Here is a 14,687-nt window from a genome sequence, read left to right as displayed (position 1 = left end):
CCTGTGAATCGATATCAAACGTCCCTGGCCGCGTCGGTGGCGACCCATCCGCCGTCCACGTTGGGCGGCAGCATCTGGCCGACGTCTTCGCCGACCTCGGCATCGATGAGACGGTTGAGCTTGGCGTTCATCGTCGCCAGGAGTTCGGCGTTTCGCTGCCGGTCCAGCGCGAGGTTGTGCAGTTCGTGCGGATCGCGCTGGAGGTCGTACAGCTCCACGTCGTTGAGCGCGAACAACGCATCCAGCGTCTCTGGCCGGTTGTGTTGCCTGGGCGAGAAGTAGCGGCTGAACTGGTAGCGGCCGTCGAAGACGGCGCGGATCGCTCCGCGCTTCTTCAGGTCCGCGGCGAGTGTGCCGTTCTTCACTTCGGCCTTGAGCTTGTCCTTGCCGTCGGGCTGCGTCATCAGGGCCACAGCTTTCTGCATGAAGTCGCCGTCCACATAGGCGAACATGTTGTAGCAGTAGAGGGCGCCGTCGCGCACCGCGCCGTGGGACGCGTTCTCGGGCCGCGCGAGCAGCGGCGAGAAATCCTTGCCGGGCAGCTTCCCGGCGATCTCCTTCTTCCTGTCGGGACTCGCGTTCGTGAGGTTCACGAGTGTCGGCGCGATGTCCAGATGCGAGGTGACCGCCTGGCACCGCTTGCCGCCGGCGTATGCAGGATGAACGACGATGAGCGGCACGTTGTTCTGCTCGCGATAGGCCGTCGCCCCCTTGCCGTGCAGGCGGTGGGCGCCATCGAGGTCGCCGTGGTCGGCGGTGAAGACCACCACGGTGTTGGATGCCAGGCCCTGTGCGTCGAGTTCGTCGAGCAGCGCCATGATGTTTCGATCCACGTCGCGCAGGCAGTTCAGGTAGTAGTTGTGGCGCCGCCGCCAGCGCCAGTCCTCGTTGGCGATGTGGCCCACGAGGCCATCGTGCGACTTCATGTAGTCCGCATGCGCGGGCGGCCGGCCGGGGGCATCGAGCGCCTGCCGATAGCTCGCCGGAAGGTCGAAGCCCCATTGCTTCTCGTACAGCGGATCCGAAGGTTCCGGCCGGATGTGGCCGATCATGTTCTTCGCCTGGACCTTCTCGCCCGGACGGTCGGTGTCGAGGAACATGATGTCATGCGGATTCACCAGGTTCACCGCGAGGAACCACGGCTTGTTCTGCGCCGCGAGTTCCCGGCCCTTGCCGCGCAGCCAACTCACGCCCATCGCGGAAATGATGCCGTCGTGCAGGTAGCCGCCCCGGTCGTGCGCAATGATGTCGCCGACGCCGAAGTAGTCGCTGAAGCCGTAGGCCTCCATCTCCTCCGTGAAGATCTTCGTCGGCGAGCCGAGTTCGTTGACCGATTCGAACTCCTTGGTGAGGTGCCACTTGCCCTTGTAGGCGGTGTAGTAGCCCGCATCGCGCAGCATCTGGCCCACGGTGCCGACGTCGGGCGAGAGGCTGCCGATCCAGGGGAAGTTGGTGTTGTCGAACATCTTCGTCTGCTGGATGTGGCGCCCGGTGTAGAGCACCGAGCGCGACGGCGTGCAGACGCAGGAATTGATGCGGTGGTTCTCGAACAGCGTGCCCTTGCCGAGCAGACGCTCATGGCCGGGCAGTCGATAGCCGCGGGGCAGTTCGCCCGGACGGAAGTGGCGCTCCTGGTCGGTCAGGATGAAGAGGATGTTGTAGGGCCCCGAAGGAGCACTGGCGGCCGTCGGTGCTCGCGTCGGCGAGGCCGCCGCGTCGGCCGCACCTGCGCCCAGAAGGGACGAGGCAGCGGCGCCGAGGCCGACGGACTTGAGCAGGTTGCGGCGGCTGATCTCGGCAGGTTCCATGTTCGCGCTCCTCGTCCCGGGTTGACACTGGTTGCTCTGATTTGAACACATGTGTTCAAACCCGGGAACACCTGCCCCTCGCCTACTCGCCGAGGATGCTTTCGAGGTCCGCCTCGTCGCTGCCCGCATCGAGCTTGAGGCTCTCCTGGATGTGTTCCAGGTGATGCAGCATCAGCGCCTCGGCCTTGCGTGCGTCCTTGCGCTTGATGGCTTCGACGATCTCTTCATGCTCGTCGGCGCGGCAGCTGGTGGCCGTGGGCGCGTCATAGAGCGAAATGATCAGGCAGGTGAGCGTCGACAGCTCCCGCATGGTGCGCGCGAGCGCCGAATTGCCCGCAAGCTCGGCCAGCAGCAGATGGAACTCGCCCGACAGGCGCACCACGGCGCGCGCATCGCCCCGCTGGCGCGCGTCGGCTTCGAGTTCGAGATGCCGGCGCAGGCGCTGCATCTTGAAATCGTCGATGGTGCCGATCAGCCGGCGCAGCACGCCGGGCTCGATGAGGCGGCGTGCCTCGAAAACGTCGCGCGCCTGCTCGATGGTCGGCTTGGCGACGTGCGCACCGCGCTGCGGCACCAGTTCGACGATCTGCTCGTGCGCGAGGCGGGCCAGCACCTCGCGGATCTTGGCGCGGTTGGTGCCGAAGATGGTGGCCAGCCGGTCTTCGCCGAGCTTGGTGCCCGGCGCGAGCCGGTGTTCGAGGATGGCGGTCGAGATCTTCTCGGCGATGGCATCGACGCCCTGTTCGCGAGTCGTGCTGTTCGTCTCTGGGTTTGGACTGGGTTTCTTGGGCATTGCCGTTCGATCTTAGCGACGGCGCACAAAGGCGTCGCCACAAGGGCTCATCGCGATGTGCGGTCCCGGGCGAGCAGGCGCGCGATGCCCTCGGGCAGGCCATGGTTGGGCTTGACCGGCGGCGGCGCGAAGCTGCCCTGCCGCGCGGGGAGCGTGCCCAGCGAGACAAGCGTCTGCGCATGGCAGACGGCGCTCGACACGCCGTCGACCACCGGCACCGGAATGCGGTCCCGGATCGACCGCGCCAGCCCCGCGAGCGGCGCGCCCGCGATGATGATCACGTCGGCGCCGTCGTCCTGCACGGCCGACAGGCACAGCGCCTCGAGGCGCGCGGTGTGGTCTTCCTGAACGCGGCCGATGTCCTTCAGCGGGTTGTCCAGGTTGCGGATGCTCGCCAGCCTGTCACTCAGGCCGTTGGCGGCGACGCATTCGCGGTACCAGGCGGTGATGCGGTGCGAGATCGCCACGATCGAGAAGCGCTTGCCCAGAAGGCAGGCGCTCATCAGCGCCGCTTCGGTCAGGCCGACCACCGGGATGTCCAGCACTTCGCGCAGGCCGTCGATGCCCGGGTCGCCGAAGGCCGCGACCACGATCGCATCGTGTCGGTCGCAGTGTTCGGCAGCGAGCGTGGCGGCGGCGTAGGCGCCGATCAGCGACTCGAACCGCGTCTCGATGTAGGCCACGCCGAAAGGCGCGGTGAGCACGCTGACTTCCGTTCCCGGCGCGGCGGCGCGGCGGGCCTCCGCTTCGATGAGGTCGGAGACGCTCTGGGAGGTGTTCGGATTGATCAGCAGGATCTTCATTTCGTGCCTCGCGGTTGCGGCGCCGGCAGCAGCGAGGGCCGGCCGCGGCGCAGGAACTGCCCGCGTCCGGCGCGGGGGTGGAATGTGTGGCCGTCCCATACGACTTCGCCGCGCGCCAGCGTGAGCGCGGGCCACGCCTTCACCTCGATGCCCTCGTAGGGCGTGTAGTCGACCGCATGGTGCAGGTCGGCATTGCGCACCTGACGCGGCGTGGCGTTCCACACCACGAGGTCGGCGTCGGCGCCAATGGCGATGGTCCCCTTGCGCGGATGCAGGCCGTAGGCCTTGGCGGGATTGGTCGAGGTGAGCTCGACGAAACGGTTGATGGTGATGCGTCCGTCGAGCACGCCATGCGAGAACAGGAGCGGCAGGCGCGTCTCGATGCCCGGGATGCCGTTGGGAATGTGGCGGAACGCGACTTCCTCGCCGCCCGGCTTCTTGCCCTCGGGTGCGTCGTAGCGGAACGGCGCGTGGTCGGACGAGAAGATCGTGAACAGGCCGTCGGCGAGACCGTTCCAGATCACCCGCTGGTTGTCCTTGTTGCGCGGCGGCGGGCTGCAGACGCAGCGGGCGCCGCCGTAGCTGTCGTCGATGCCGAGGTCCTCGGCCGTGAGGAAGAGGTATTGCGGGCAGGTTTCCGCGAACACATGCAGGCCGTGCGAACGCGCCCAGCGGATCTGCTCGACAGCTTCCTTGCCGGAAACGTGCACGATCATGATCGGCACATCGACGAGTTCCGACAGGGCAATGGCGCGGTGCGTGGCCTCGCGCTCGACCAGCATCGGCCGGGCATGTGCGTGGAAGCGCGGTGCGGTGCGCCCGCTGGCTTCGAGACGGCGGGTCAGCCACTCGATGCAGTCGGCGTTCTCGGCGTGGATCATCGCCATCGCGTCGTGCTCGCGCGCGACCGAGAGCACATCGAGGATCTGGCCGTCGTTCAGCTTGAGGTCGTCGTAGGTCATGTAGATCTTGAACGACGTGTAGCCCTCGGCGATCAACTGCGGCAGCTCGTTCTTGAGCACGTCCTCGGTGGGGTCGCTGACGATCAGGTGGAAGGCGTGGTCGACATGCGCGCGGCCTTCGGCGCGCTCGTGGTAGTCGCGCACCGCCGCGCGCAGCGACTGGCCCTTCTGCTGCGCGGCGAACGGGATCACGGTGGTGGTGCCGCCGCAGGCGGCGGCGCGCGTGCCGGTGTCGAAATCGTCCGCCATGCGCACCGGCGCTTCCATCGGCTGGTCGAGGTGGCAGTGCGCATCGACGCCACCCGGCGTGACGAACGCGCCGGCCGCGTCGATCTCGCGGCGGCCCGCCGGCAGGCCCTGGCCCAGTTGCACGATCCGGCCGCCGGTGATGCCGATGTCGGCGTCGAAGGTGTCGCTTGCCGTGGCGACGCGCGCATTGCGCACCACGAGGTCGAAGGTGGCAGTGCTCATTTGAAAAGCCCTCCCCAGCCCTTGACTTGCCGGGTGTCGACGCCGGTCATCTTCAGCGCCTTCCACACCACGGTGGCGACCGAGTCGTAGATCGGGATGCCGAGTTCGCGCTCCAACGCGTCGACCAGCGGCGCGCCGTGCAGGTTGGTGCACATCACGGTGATCGCGTCGGGCTTCTGCTCTGCGACCTCGCGGATCATCCTGCGCAGGGTGTCCGCATCGACTTCGGCGAACGAGAAGTTCACCGTCAGGTCGAGATGGCGTTCCGCGACGCACTCGATGTCCTGCGCCGCGTAGTTGGCGACGATGCGCTGCTGCACGTCTTCCACATAGGGCGACACCAGCCCCAGCGTGCGGGCGCCCTGCGCGGCCAGCAGCTCGTTGAGGGCCAGCACCGACGTGGTCGCCGGAATGCCGGTCGCCTCGGTGATGCGGGCGCACAGCGCACGGTCGCGCTCGAAGCCGAGCCAGCTGGCGGACGTGCCGCTCCAGCAGATCACGTCGACGTTCGCGTCGGCCAGGAGCTTCGCCGCATCGAGGATGGTGCGCTCGTCGAACTGGTTCTGCGACTTGTCGCCCATCGAGATCTCGGTCACCCGGAACCGCGAGAAGTGCGCAGTGACGCCCGGCACGCCGGCGACCATCGCGCTGGTCAACGGCTCGAGCGCCGTGTTGGAGGAAGGCGTCAGCACGCCGATGCGTTTTGGCTGGGACATTTCGCGGATCTCGGAAAGTGAACTAGACGGGAAGCTTCTTGCTGTAGTCGATGAGCAGCGTGGAGCAGATGAAAAGACCTGCACCGGCCGCGGCGAAGAGCATGAGCGCCAGGAAGTAGGAGCCGGTCGCCTGCACGATCAGGCCGACCACGATCGGCACGCCGATGCCCGCGACATTGCCGCCGAGGTTCATGGTGCCGCCGAGGAAGCCGACATGCGCCCTGCGGCCGAGGATCGAAGGCACGCACCAGAAGAGGCCGCACCAGCGCAGGAAGAACAGCGTGACCGACAGCAGCACGACCACGGCGACGGGGCTGGTGATCTGCGACACCGTGTAGATCGCGACCGTCGCGATGACCGAGGCGATGCCGAAGAGCGTGCGCAGCACCTTCGAGTTCGAGGCGCCGGCGGCCTTCCACTTGTCGGCCAGCCAGCCGCCGAACATCTCGCCGACGAAGCCGGAGAAGAACATGATGAACACCGCGCCGCCCATCTGCTTGATGTCGAAGCCGTGGACTTTGGAGAGGTAGTTGGGCATCCAGGTGAGCAGGCCGTAGAACAGCGCGTTGAAGCACATCCAGCCGAAGAACATGCCCCAGACCGAGCGGAAGCGCAGGAAGTCGAGCAGGCGGCCGCTGGCGCCCTGCGGCTCGCTCGCGGCGTCCGCCGCGTGGCTGGCCTCGATGTACTTCGCCTCCGCGTCGTTGACGCCGGGATGTTCGCGCGGATGGTTCCGGATGTAGCTCCACGCGAACAGGCCCGCGAGAACCGTGCCGACGCCCGCGATGACGAAGGCGAGGCGCCAGGAACCGAGCATGGCGATCAGGCCCGAGATCAGGATCGCGCCGAGCGCCGCGCCCAGCGGCGCGCCGCCGTCGAGCAGGGTCGCGCCTCGGCCGCGCTCGTTCTGTGTCATCCAGATGCCGTTGAGCTTGCCGCCCGCCGGATAGATCGGCGCCTCGGCAGCGCCGAGGCCCAGGCGCGTCAGCAGCAGCGGAATCCAGCCGGTGCAGACAGCGGCGATGGCCTGGAAGAAGCCCCAGCCGAGCGTCGCGCCGGCGATCACGACGCGCGGGCCGAAGCGGTCGGCCAGCATGCCGCCCGGGATCTGCATGAGCGCGTAGGTCCAGAAGAAGGAACTCAGCAGCAGGCCCTGCACGGCGGGGCCGATGTCGAATTCCTTCGCGATCAGCGGCATGGCCACGGACAGCGAGGCGCGGTCGATGTAGTTGATCGAGATGAGGAACAACATCATCAGGAAGATCTTCCAGCGGACCTTCGAGGGCTGGAGGGCGGTGTCGGGGGCTGCGGCGGTCGCCGTCGCGCCGGCCGTCATGGTGGGTTGCATCGGTTTGTCTCCTTGCGTGTGGGTGAGGCGAAATTTAGGCGCTGTCAAAACGTTAGTCAACATTGTTGTTGACAATATCGTCGACAGTTAGTGAAAGCACCTACCCGACGGAGGCGGTCCGGCTCGCACCTTGCTTTATCCGGACGCCCCGGCGGCCGATTTCCCGCATACTGGCCGGGCGTCCTCGCTACAGCCCCATGCGTCGAATCCACCTCCTGACCCACCGCCACCGCACGCCGTCGACCAACCGAACGATGGGCCTCCTCCTCGCCTTCAACGCGGGGGCCATCAATGCCGGGGGCTTCCTCGTGCTGCACCAGTACACCTCGCACATGACGGGCTTCGCCTCCCAGTTCGCGGACGGGCTCGTGCTGGGCAACGCCAGGCTGGTGCTGAACGCGGCCGGTGCGATCCTGGCGTTCGTCGCGGGCGCGGCCGTCACCGCCGTCCTGGTCAACTGGGCGCGGCAGCACCGGCTGCGCACGGTCTACGCGCCGCCCCTGCTGCTGGAGGCGCTGCTGCTGCTGCCGTTCGGGGTGCTGGGAAGCGCCAGCACCCTCAGCTGGATGACGCCCTTCGCGCTGCCCATCACGGTGCTCCTGCTGTCGTTCGTGATGGGCCTGCAGAACGCGGTGGTCTCGAAGACCTCGGGCGGAAGCATCCGCACCACGCACATGACCGGCAACATCACGGACTTCGGCATGGAGCTCGGCAAGTTGCTCTACTGGAATCGCCGCGACTCAATGCTCGCCCGTCCAGTGCGACACGACCGGTCGCGCCTGCGCAATGCCGGCGGCCTGATCGGCATGTTCGTGATCGGCGGCTCCGTGGGTGCGCTGGGGTTCAAGTACGTGGGCTATGTGTGCGTGGTGCCGTTCGCGGCCCTGCTGCTCGCGCTGGCGGCACCGCCCCTGTTTCGGGAACTTCGGGGGCAGGCATGATGGATCGCACCATTCTCAGGCTCATCGCATCGGGCCTGCTGCTCGCAGCCTTCTCGAGCCGACTTCTCGCCGCGCAGGCCCAGGACGAGCCGCTGACCGACAGAGCGGTTCAAGGGTCAGAGGTATCGACCGCGGAGCGCTCCGAATATGCCTACGGACTCGATGCCTTGCAGAAGCTCGACTTCTGGCCTGCGGCAGCGGGTGCCAGGCCCGCGCCACTCGTTCTTTTCGTCCATGGGGGTGGGTGGAAACTTGGCGACAAGCGTTCCGCCACGGGGATGCAAAAGGTCGAGCATTTCACCCGCGAGGGGTTTGCATTCGCCTCGATGAACTATCGATTGGTGCCCGATGCGACGGTGGAGCAGCAGGCCGCCGATGTGGCTGCGGCCGTCGCCTGGCTTCGGGGTCACGCCGCCCGGCTGGGAATCGATGCCTCGCGCATCGTCCTCATGGGCCACAGCGCGGGCGCGCATCTGGCGGCGCTGGTCGGGACCGATCCGCAGTACCTGGCAGCGGCCGGCCTGTCGCTGTCGGACCTTCGCGGCGTCGTCGCTCTGGATGGTGCGTGCTATGACATTCCGCGCCAACTTGCCTCGGCCGGCCGCTTCATCCGCGGCACCTACGTGCAGGCGTTCGGAACCGAACCCGCACGCCAGCGTGCCCTCTCGCCGGCCCTGCAGAACCTGAAGCCCGGCACGCCTCCGTTCCTGATCGCCCACGTGGATCGCGCCGACGGAAAGGCGCAATCCGAAGTGCTGGCCAAGGCGCTCTCGCAGGCCGGAATCCCGGCGGAAGTCATCGACGCCGAGGGCACGGGCTTGATCGGTCACCTGGAGATCAACCGCCTGCTGGGCCGCGCCGACTATCCGGCCACCGCAGTGGTCGACGCCTGGCTGCGCAAGCTGCTGCGTTCGACCTAGCGCCAAGCGCGTCGCATGGACCCGGTCACACCGCGCCCATGCCGGCGACCAGCGCGCCCGTGGGCTCGCCCTTCTTCAGCGCGGCGGTGAAGGCCAGCATGCGGTCGATGGGCACGCGGGCGCGCACGCCAAGCTGCGGCTCCACGTGGATCTCGCCAGCGCCGGTCTCCAGTGCGTTGGCGACATTGACCAGGCCATTCATCGCCATCCAGGGGCAATGCGCGCAGCTCTTGCACGTGGCGCCATTGCCGGCCGTCGGCGCCTCGATGAAGGTCTTGCCGGGATTGAGCGTGCGCAGCTTGTGCAGCATGCCGTTGTCGGTGGCCACGATGAAGGTCTTGGCATCCATGCGCTGGGCCGCCTGCAGGATGGCGGAGGTGGAGCCCACCGCGTCGGCGAGCGCGATCACGTCGGCGGCCGACTCCGGATGCACCAGCACCTTGGCATCGGGGTGCTGCTCCTTCAGAAGTTCGAGCTCCAGCGCCTTGAACTCGTCATGCACGATGCAGGCGCCCTGCCAGCTCACGATGTCGGCGCCGGTCTCGCGGCGAATGTAGTCGCCCAGATGGCGGTCGGGCGCCCACAGGATCTTCTGGCCTTGAGCCTTGAGGGCGCTCACCACGTCCAGCGCGCAACTGGACGTGACCACCCAGTCGGCACGCGCCTTGACGGCTGCGCTGGTGTTGGCATAGACCAGCACGGTGCGATCGGGGTGCGCGTCGCAGAACGCGGTGAACTCGTCGATCGGGCAGCCGAGGTCGAGCGAGCAGTCGGCGCCCAGGTCGGGCATCAGCACGCGCTTGTCGGGCGAGAGGATCTTGGCGGTCTCGCCCATGAAGCGCACGCCGGACACCACGAGCGTGCGCGCAGGGTGGTCGCGACCGAAGCGCGCCATCTCGAGCGAGTCGCCCACCAGGCCGCCAGTCTCTTCGGCCAGGTCCTGCAGGTCCGGGTGCACGTAGTAGTGCGACACCATGACCGCGTTGCGCTCCGCCAGCAGGCGGCGGATGCGCTCCTTGAGCATGATGCGCTCCCCTTGCGACGGCTCGGCCGGCACACGGGCCCAGGCATGGCGCGTGTTGCATACCTCGCCGACGGGTTGCTCGAATTCGACCTCGAAGACGGCGCTCATGTCTGCTCCTGCGCGAAGCGCATCGAGAAGTCGACCGCCTTCACGTCCTTGGTCAGCGCGCCGACGGAAATGCGATCCACGCCAGTCTCTGCCAGCGCGCGCAGGCCATCGAGCGTGACGCCGCCGGAGATCTCGAGCACGGCGCGGGCATCGCCCGCGGCCTCGTTGCGGCGGACGGCTTCGCGCAGGGTGGGCAGGTCCATGTTGTCGAGCAGGACCATGCGGGCGCCGTGGCGCAAGGCGTCGTCCAGCTGCTCCAAAGTCTCGACCTCGATCTGGATGAACTTCGCACCCGGCGCTGCCTGGGCCGCCGCCTTCAGCGCCGCGGCCACGCCGCCGGCCGCGGCGATGTGGTTTTCCTTGATCAGGATCGCGTCGTACAGGCCGATACGGTGGTTGGTGCCGCCGCCCACGCCCACCGCGTATTTCTGCGCCAGGCGAAGCCCGGGCAGCGTCTTGCGCGTATCGACGATCTGCGCGCGCGTGCCCTGCACCGCCCGGACGTATTGCGCGGTGCGCGTGGCCACGGCGCTGAGAAGTTGCAGGAAGTTCAGGGCCGTGCGCTCGGCGGTGAGCAGTGCGCGCGCATCGCCATCGATGGTGAACACGGTCTGGCCGGGCTCGCAGTGCTGGCCTTCTTCGCGATGCCAGACGATGCGGGTGCGTGGATCGATCTGCTGGAAGACCGCCTCGACCCAGGGGGCGCCGCACAGCACGGCGTTCTCGCGGCTGATCACGCGGGCCATGGCACGCTTGCCGTCAGGCACGAGGCTGGCCGTCAGGTCGCCGCTGCCTACATCTTCCAGGAGGGCCCGGCGCACATCGGCGCTGGCCAGTTCGGCCAGGCTGGCCGGTGAGAAATCAAAAAAGCGGTTGGTCATTTTTCGGGTGAGGGGAGCCGCGGGCGGCTCAGTCGAACTCCAGATTGTCGATCAGCCGCGTATTCCCGAGTCGCGCCGCGGCCAGCACCACCAGCGGATCGCCGGCGACGGGGGCCTGCAGATCGCTGCGGCGGCGCACCGTCACGTAGTCGGGCTTCCAGCCGCGCGCCGCCAGCGAGGCCATCGCGCGGGCCTCGATGGCGCCCACGTCGCGCTCGCCTTCGCGCACGGCCGCTGCGACGGACTGCAGCGTCAGCGACAACTGCACGGCCTCGGCGCGCTCGTCCTTGCCGAGATAGCCGTTGCGTGACGAGAGCGCGAGGCCGTCGTCGGCGCGGTGCGTCTCGATGCCGACCACGTCGATCGGCAAGGCGAACTGGCGCACCATGTGGCGCACCACCATCAGTTGCTGGTAGTCCTTCTTGCCGAAGACCGCGACCTGTGGCTGCACGCACGCGAAGAGCTTCATCACCACCGTGCAGACGCCGATGAAGAAGCCCGGGCGGAAATGGCCTTCGAGGATGTCCGCGATGGCTGGGTCCGGGTGCACCTTGCAGGTCTGCGGCTCCGGGTAGAGCGCCTTCTCGTCGGGCGCGAAGAGCACGTCGCAGCCGGCGGCGCGCAGCTTCTCGCAATCGCTCTCCCAGGTGCGCGGATAGGTGTCGAAGTCCTCGTGCGGCAGGAACTGCAGGCGGTTGACGAAGATGCTCGCGACGGTGAGGTCGCCGAGCGACCGGGCCTTCCCGACGAGCGACAGGTGGCCGTCGTGCAGGTTGCCCATGGTCGGCACGAAGGCGATGCGGCGCCGGCCGTTCAGGATCTCGCGCAGTTCGGGGATGGTTCTTGCGATATGCATGAGGGTCTCTCTACCAGGCGTGAAGGCCGTCGTCGGGAAATGTGCCGTCCTTGACCGCGCGCACATAGGCTCGCAGCGCGTGTTCGATGCTGTCCGAGCCGGTCATGAAGTTGCGCACGAACTTCGGCGGCTTGCCGAGGTTGACGCCCAGCATGTCGTGCATCACGAGTACCTGACCTGCGGTGCCTTTGCCGGCACCGATGCCGATCGTGGCGCAGTGCGCGAGTTCGGCCGTGATCCTTGCCGAGAGCGCTGCGGGGACCATTTCGAGCACGAGCATCGCCGCGCCAGCCTCCTGCAAGGCACGCGCGTCGCCCTGCAGGCGGGCAGCGGATGATTCATCCCTGCCCTGCACCCTGTAGCCGCCGAGCGCATGCACCGTCTGCGGCGTGAGGCCGAGGTGCGCGCACACGGGCACGCCGCGTTCGACGATGAAGCGCACGGTGTCGATGGTCCAGCCGCCGCCTTCGAGCTTCACCATCTGCGCGCCGGCCTGCATCAGCGCCATCGCACTGCGCAGCGCCTGTTCACGCGATTCCTGGTAGCTGCCGAAGGGCAGGTCGGCGATCAGCCACGCCGCGCCCTGCACGCGACGCAGGCCGCGCGCGACGCTTTCGGTGTGATGGCGCATCGCCTCCATCGACACGCCGACGGTGCTGTCCAGGCCCTGGCAGACCATCCCGAGCGAATCGCCGACCAGCAGGCAGTCGACGCCCGCCGCATCGGCGACGGCCGCGAAGGTGGCGTCGTAGGCAGTGAGCATCGCGATCTTCTCGCCGCGTGCGTGCATGTCCGCGAGGCGGGACCGCGTGACGGCCTTGCGCGGCGCAGGCGCAGCGCCGGATTGCGCGCCGTAGGGCGCGTTGGCGTCGGAGAGCGACATGGGCGTCAGGCCGGCAACGCTTCGGTCTCGGCGGTCTGCACCGGCACCTGCGAGTGCACTTCCTTGATGCGGTTCGCTGCGTCGACGAACACCAGCTTGGGCTTGTGCGCGGCGACGCGTTCCTCCGCCACGAGCCCGAACGCCGCGATGATGAGCAGGTCGCCCTGGCACGCGCGGCGCGCGGCCGAGCCGTTGACCGAGATGATCCCGGAGCCGCGCTGCGCACGGATCGCATAGGTCACGAAGCGTTCGCCGTTGTTCACGTTCCAGATGTGGATCTGTTCGTTGTCGGCGAGGCCCGCGGCATCGAGAAGGTCTTCGTCGATCGCACAGGAGCCTTCGTAGTGCAGTTCGCAGTCGGTCACCGTGGCGCGGTGGATCTTGGACTTGAGCAGGGTTCGGAACATGGGAGGACGGGCCTTGAAGTCGAAAAACGGTGTCACGCGCTCGCTGGGGTGAGCAGGGTCGGCGCCGCGGTGGGCGCGAGCGCGGGATGATCGATGCGGTAGTGGAGCCCCCGGCTCTCCTGGCGCGCCTGCGCGGACTGCACGATGAGATGAGCCACCTGCACGAGGTTGCGCAGCTCGACCAGGTCGCTGGTGATCCTCGAACCGGCGTGGAGCGCGTCCACATCGCGCCGCAGGCTGGCGATGCGATTCGAGGCGCGTTCCAGATGCGCGCCGGAGCGCACGATGCCGACGAAGTTCCACATCAGGCAGCGCAGGTCGCCGAGGCGGTCCGCGATGGCATCGGCGTCGGCGGCATTCGCCGACGCGGACTTCCACGGCAACGAATCGGCCGACGCGCCATTGGGATGCTTCTGGATGCACTCGGCCGCGGCGCGCGCGAACACCATGCATTCGACCAGCGAGTTGCTCGCCAGCCTGTTGGCGCCATGAAGCCCCGTGCAGGCCGTCTCGCCGATCGCGTAGAGCCCGGCGATGTCGGTGCGGCCCTGAAGGTCGGTCACGACCCCGCCGCAGGTGTAGTGCGCCGCGGGCACCACCGGAATGGGTTCGCGCGTGATGTCGACGCCGTGCTGCGCACAGCGCGCGAGGATGTTCGGGAAGTGGTGGTGCAGGAACTCCGGGCTCTGGTGCGAGATGTCGAGGTGCACGCAGTCCAGGCCGTGCTTCTTCATTTCGGCATCGATCGCGCGCGCCACGACGTCGCGCGGCGCGAGTTCGGCGCGCGGGTCATGGTCCGGCATGAATCGATGGCCGCCGGCGGATGGCGGAAGCCGGAGGATGCCGCCTTCCCCGCGCACCGCTTCGCTGATAAGGAAGGAGTTCGCGTCGGGATGGAAGAGCGAGGTCGGATGGAACTGGATGAACTCCATGTTCGACACGCGGCAGCCTGCGCGCCATGCGGCCGCGATGCCATCCCCGGTGGCTGTCTCGGGGTTCGTGGTGTGCAGGTAGACGCGGCCCGCGCCGCCGGTGGCCAGCACGATCTCCGGCGCACTGAAGGCAACGACTTCGCCACTGGCTTCATCGAGCGCATAGAGCCCCGCGCAAGCCGGCGCGCCTTGGCCGACGCTTCCCGCGGGAATCAGATCGACCAGCGTGTGGTGCTCGAAGAAGCTGATGTTGGGCGTGCGCCGCGCGACCTCGATCAGCGTGCGCTGGACCGCCGCGCCGGTCGCATCCGCTGCATGCACGATGCGCCGGTGACTATGACCGCCTTCGCGCGTCAGGTGCAGGTCGCCGTCTTCGAGCGTGAAGGGCACGCCCAGTCCGCGAAGCCACGCGATGCATGCGGGAGACTCTTGGACCACGAGGCGCGTCGCCGGCAGGTCGCACAGGCCCGCACCGGCCACCAGCGTGTCGTCGATGTGCCTGTCGATGCTGTCCTTCGCATCGAGCACCGCGGCGATGCCGCCTTGCGCCCGCTGGCTCGCACCGTCGGACACCGTCCGCTTGGTCAGCACCGCGACGCGATGCGTGGGCGCAAGATGGAGAGCGGCCGTGAGGCCGGCGAGACCGCTTCCGACGATCAGCACGTCGAATGCGTTCGAAGGGTTGAGAGCCATCAGGGGAACGAACGGAAAAGATGAATCTGGATGGATCGCCCCACCTTCATGCACGGCGGTGTCGCGAAGCAAAAGGCGCGATTCTGGCAACGTCGACTCCGCCGAAAAACGGCGGTGCGTCACTTTTGCGCAAGGCGGGCG

At 67.8% G+C, this 14,687-nt stretch carries 14 protein-coding genes; 2 read left to right on the top strand and 12 right to left on the bottom strand.

Annotated features, from left to right (window positions below; translation table 11 throughout):
• Window positions 1-14 precede the first annotated feature (14 nt).
• The 6 genes from WKW77_RS17500 to WKW77_RS17475 all read right to left on the bottom strand — a co-directional run bounded on the left by WKW77_RS17500 (window position 15) and on the right by WKW77_RS17475 (window position 6,889).
• Window positions 15-1,808, bottom strand: a complete 1,794-nt coding sequence (locus WKW77_RS17500) for a sulfatase family protein (protein ID WP_340358124.1) — start codon at window positions 1,806-1,808, stop codon at window positions 15-17.
• 82 nt (window positions 1,809-1,890) lie between these two features.
• Window positions 1,891-2,601 (bottom strand): GntR family transcriptional regulator, encoded by a 711-nt coding sequence (locus WKW77_RS17495; protein WP_340358123.1) that lies wholly within the window; start codon window positions 2,599-2,601, stop codon window positions 1,891-1,893.
• Window positions 2,602-2,648: 47 nt separating this feature from the next.
• Complete coding sequence (locus WKW77_RS17490; protein WP_340358122.1) at window positions 2,649-3,404, bottom strand: aspartate/glutamate racemase family protein; 756 nt, start codon at window positions 3,402-3,404, stop codon at window positions 2,649-2,651.
• Window positions 3,401-4,837 carry a dihydropyrimidinase gene (gene hydA / locus WKW77_RS17485; RefSeq protein WP_340358121.1) on the bottom strand — a complete coding sequence of 479 codons (1,437 nt, stop codon included), beginning with the start codon at window positions 4,835-4,837 and terminating at the stop codon, window positions 3,401-3,403. Before hydA ends, WKW77_RS17490 begins: the two co-directional genes overlap by 4 nt.
• Window positions 4,834-5,553 carry a maleate cis-trans isomerase family protein gene (locus tag WKW77_RS17480; RefSeq protein WP_340358120.1) on the bottom strand — a complete coding sequence of 240 codons (720 nt, stop codon included), beginning with the start codon at window positions 5,551-5,553 and terminating at the stop codon, window positions 4,834-4,836. Before WKW77_RS17480 ends, hydA begins: the two co-directional genes overlap by 4 nt.
• Before the next feature lie 22 nt (window positions 5,554-5,575).
• Window positions 5,576-6,889: an MFS transporter gene (locus tag WKW77_RS17475; protein ID WP_340358376.1), complete on the bottom strand. Its 1,314-nt coding sequence runs from the start codon at window positions 6,887-6,889 to the stop codon at window positions 5,576-5,578.
• A gap of 209 nt (window positions 6,890-7,098) precedes the next feature.
• Between WKW77_RS17475 and WKW77_RS17470 the strand changes: the two genes are divergently transcribed.
• Complete coding sequence (locus tag WKW77_RS17470; protein ID WP_340358119.1) at window positions 7,099-7,842, top strand: YoaK family protein; 744 nt, start codon at window positions 7,099-7,101, stop codon at window positions 7,840-7,842.
• Window positions 7,839-8,762: an alpha/beta hydrolase gene (locus WKW77_RS17465; protein ID WP_340358118.1), complete on the top strand. Its 924-nt coding sequence runs from the start codon at window positions 7,839-7,841 to the stop codon at window positions 8,760-8,762. The genes WKW77_RS17470 and WKW77_RS17465 overlap by 4 nt, the downstream gene beginning before the upstream one ends.
• Before the next feature lie 25 nt (window positions 8,763-8,787).
• Here the strand turns inward: WKW77_RS17465 and nadA are convergent, their stop codons facing one another.
• The 6 genes from nadA to nadB are packed head-to-tail and all read right to left on the bottom strand — an operon-like array spanning window position 8,788 to window position 14,546.
• On the bottom strand, window positions 8,788-9,894 hold the full coding sequence (gene nadA / locus WKW77_RS17460) for a quinolinate synthase NadA (protein WP_340358117.1): 1,107 nt from the start codon (window positions 9,892-9,894) through the stop codon (window positions 8,788-8,790).
• Complete coding sequence (nadC, locus tag WKW77_RS17455) at window positions 9,891-10,775, bottom strand: carboxylating nicotinate-nucleotide diphosphorylase (protein ID WP_340358116.1); 885 nt, start codon at window positions 10,773-10,775, stop codon at window positions 9,891-9,893. The genes nadA and nadC overlap by 4 nt, the downstream gene beginning before the upstream one ends.
• A 28-nt stretch (window positions 10,776-10,803) precedes the next feature.
• Window positions 10,804-11,631 (bottom strand): pantoate--beta-alanine ligase, encoded by an 828-nt coding sequence (gene panC / locus WKW77_RS17450; RefSeq protein ID WP_340358115.1) that lies wholly within the window; start codon window positions 11,629-11,631, stop codon window positions 10,804-10,806.
• A 10-nt stretch (window positions 11,632-11,641) separates the two neighbouring features.
• Window positions 11,642-12,514, bottom strand: a complete 873-nt coding sequence (panB, locus tag WKW77_RS17445; protein WP_340358114.1) for a 3-methyl-2-oxobutanoate hydroxymethyltransferase — start codon at window positions 12,512-12,514, stop codon at window positions 11,642-11,644.
• A 5-nt stretch (window positions 12,515-12,519) separates the two neighbouring features.
• Complete coding sequence (gene panD / locus WKW77_RS17440) at window positions 12,520-12,921, bottom strand: aspartate 1-decarboxylase (protein WP_093165683.1); 402 nt, start codon at window positions 12,919-12,921, stop codon at window positions 12,520-12,522.
• Window positions 12,922-12,953: 32 nt separating this feature from the next.
• Window positions 12,954-14,546 (bottom strand): L-aspartate oxidase, encoded by a 1,593-nt coding sequence (gene nadB / locus WKW77_RS17435; protein ID WP_340358113.1) that lies wholly within the window; start codon window positions 14,544-14,546, stop codon window positions 12,954-12,956.
• Window positions 14,547-14,687 lie beyond the last annotated feature (141 nt).

Origin of the sequence: Variovorax ureilyticus (genome assembly GCF_037889935.1) — a bacterium.
GTDB lineage: Bacteria > Pseudomonadota > Gammaproteobacteria > Burkholderiales > Burkholderiaceae_C > Variovorax > Variovorax ureilyticus.
The sequence above is the reverse complement of the archived record's forward strand: the minus strand, read 5'-3'. Positions and strand labels throughout refer to the sequence as shown.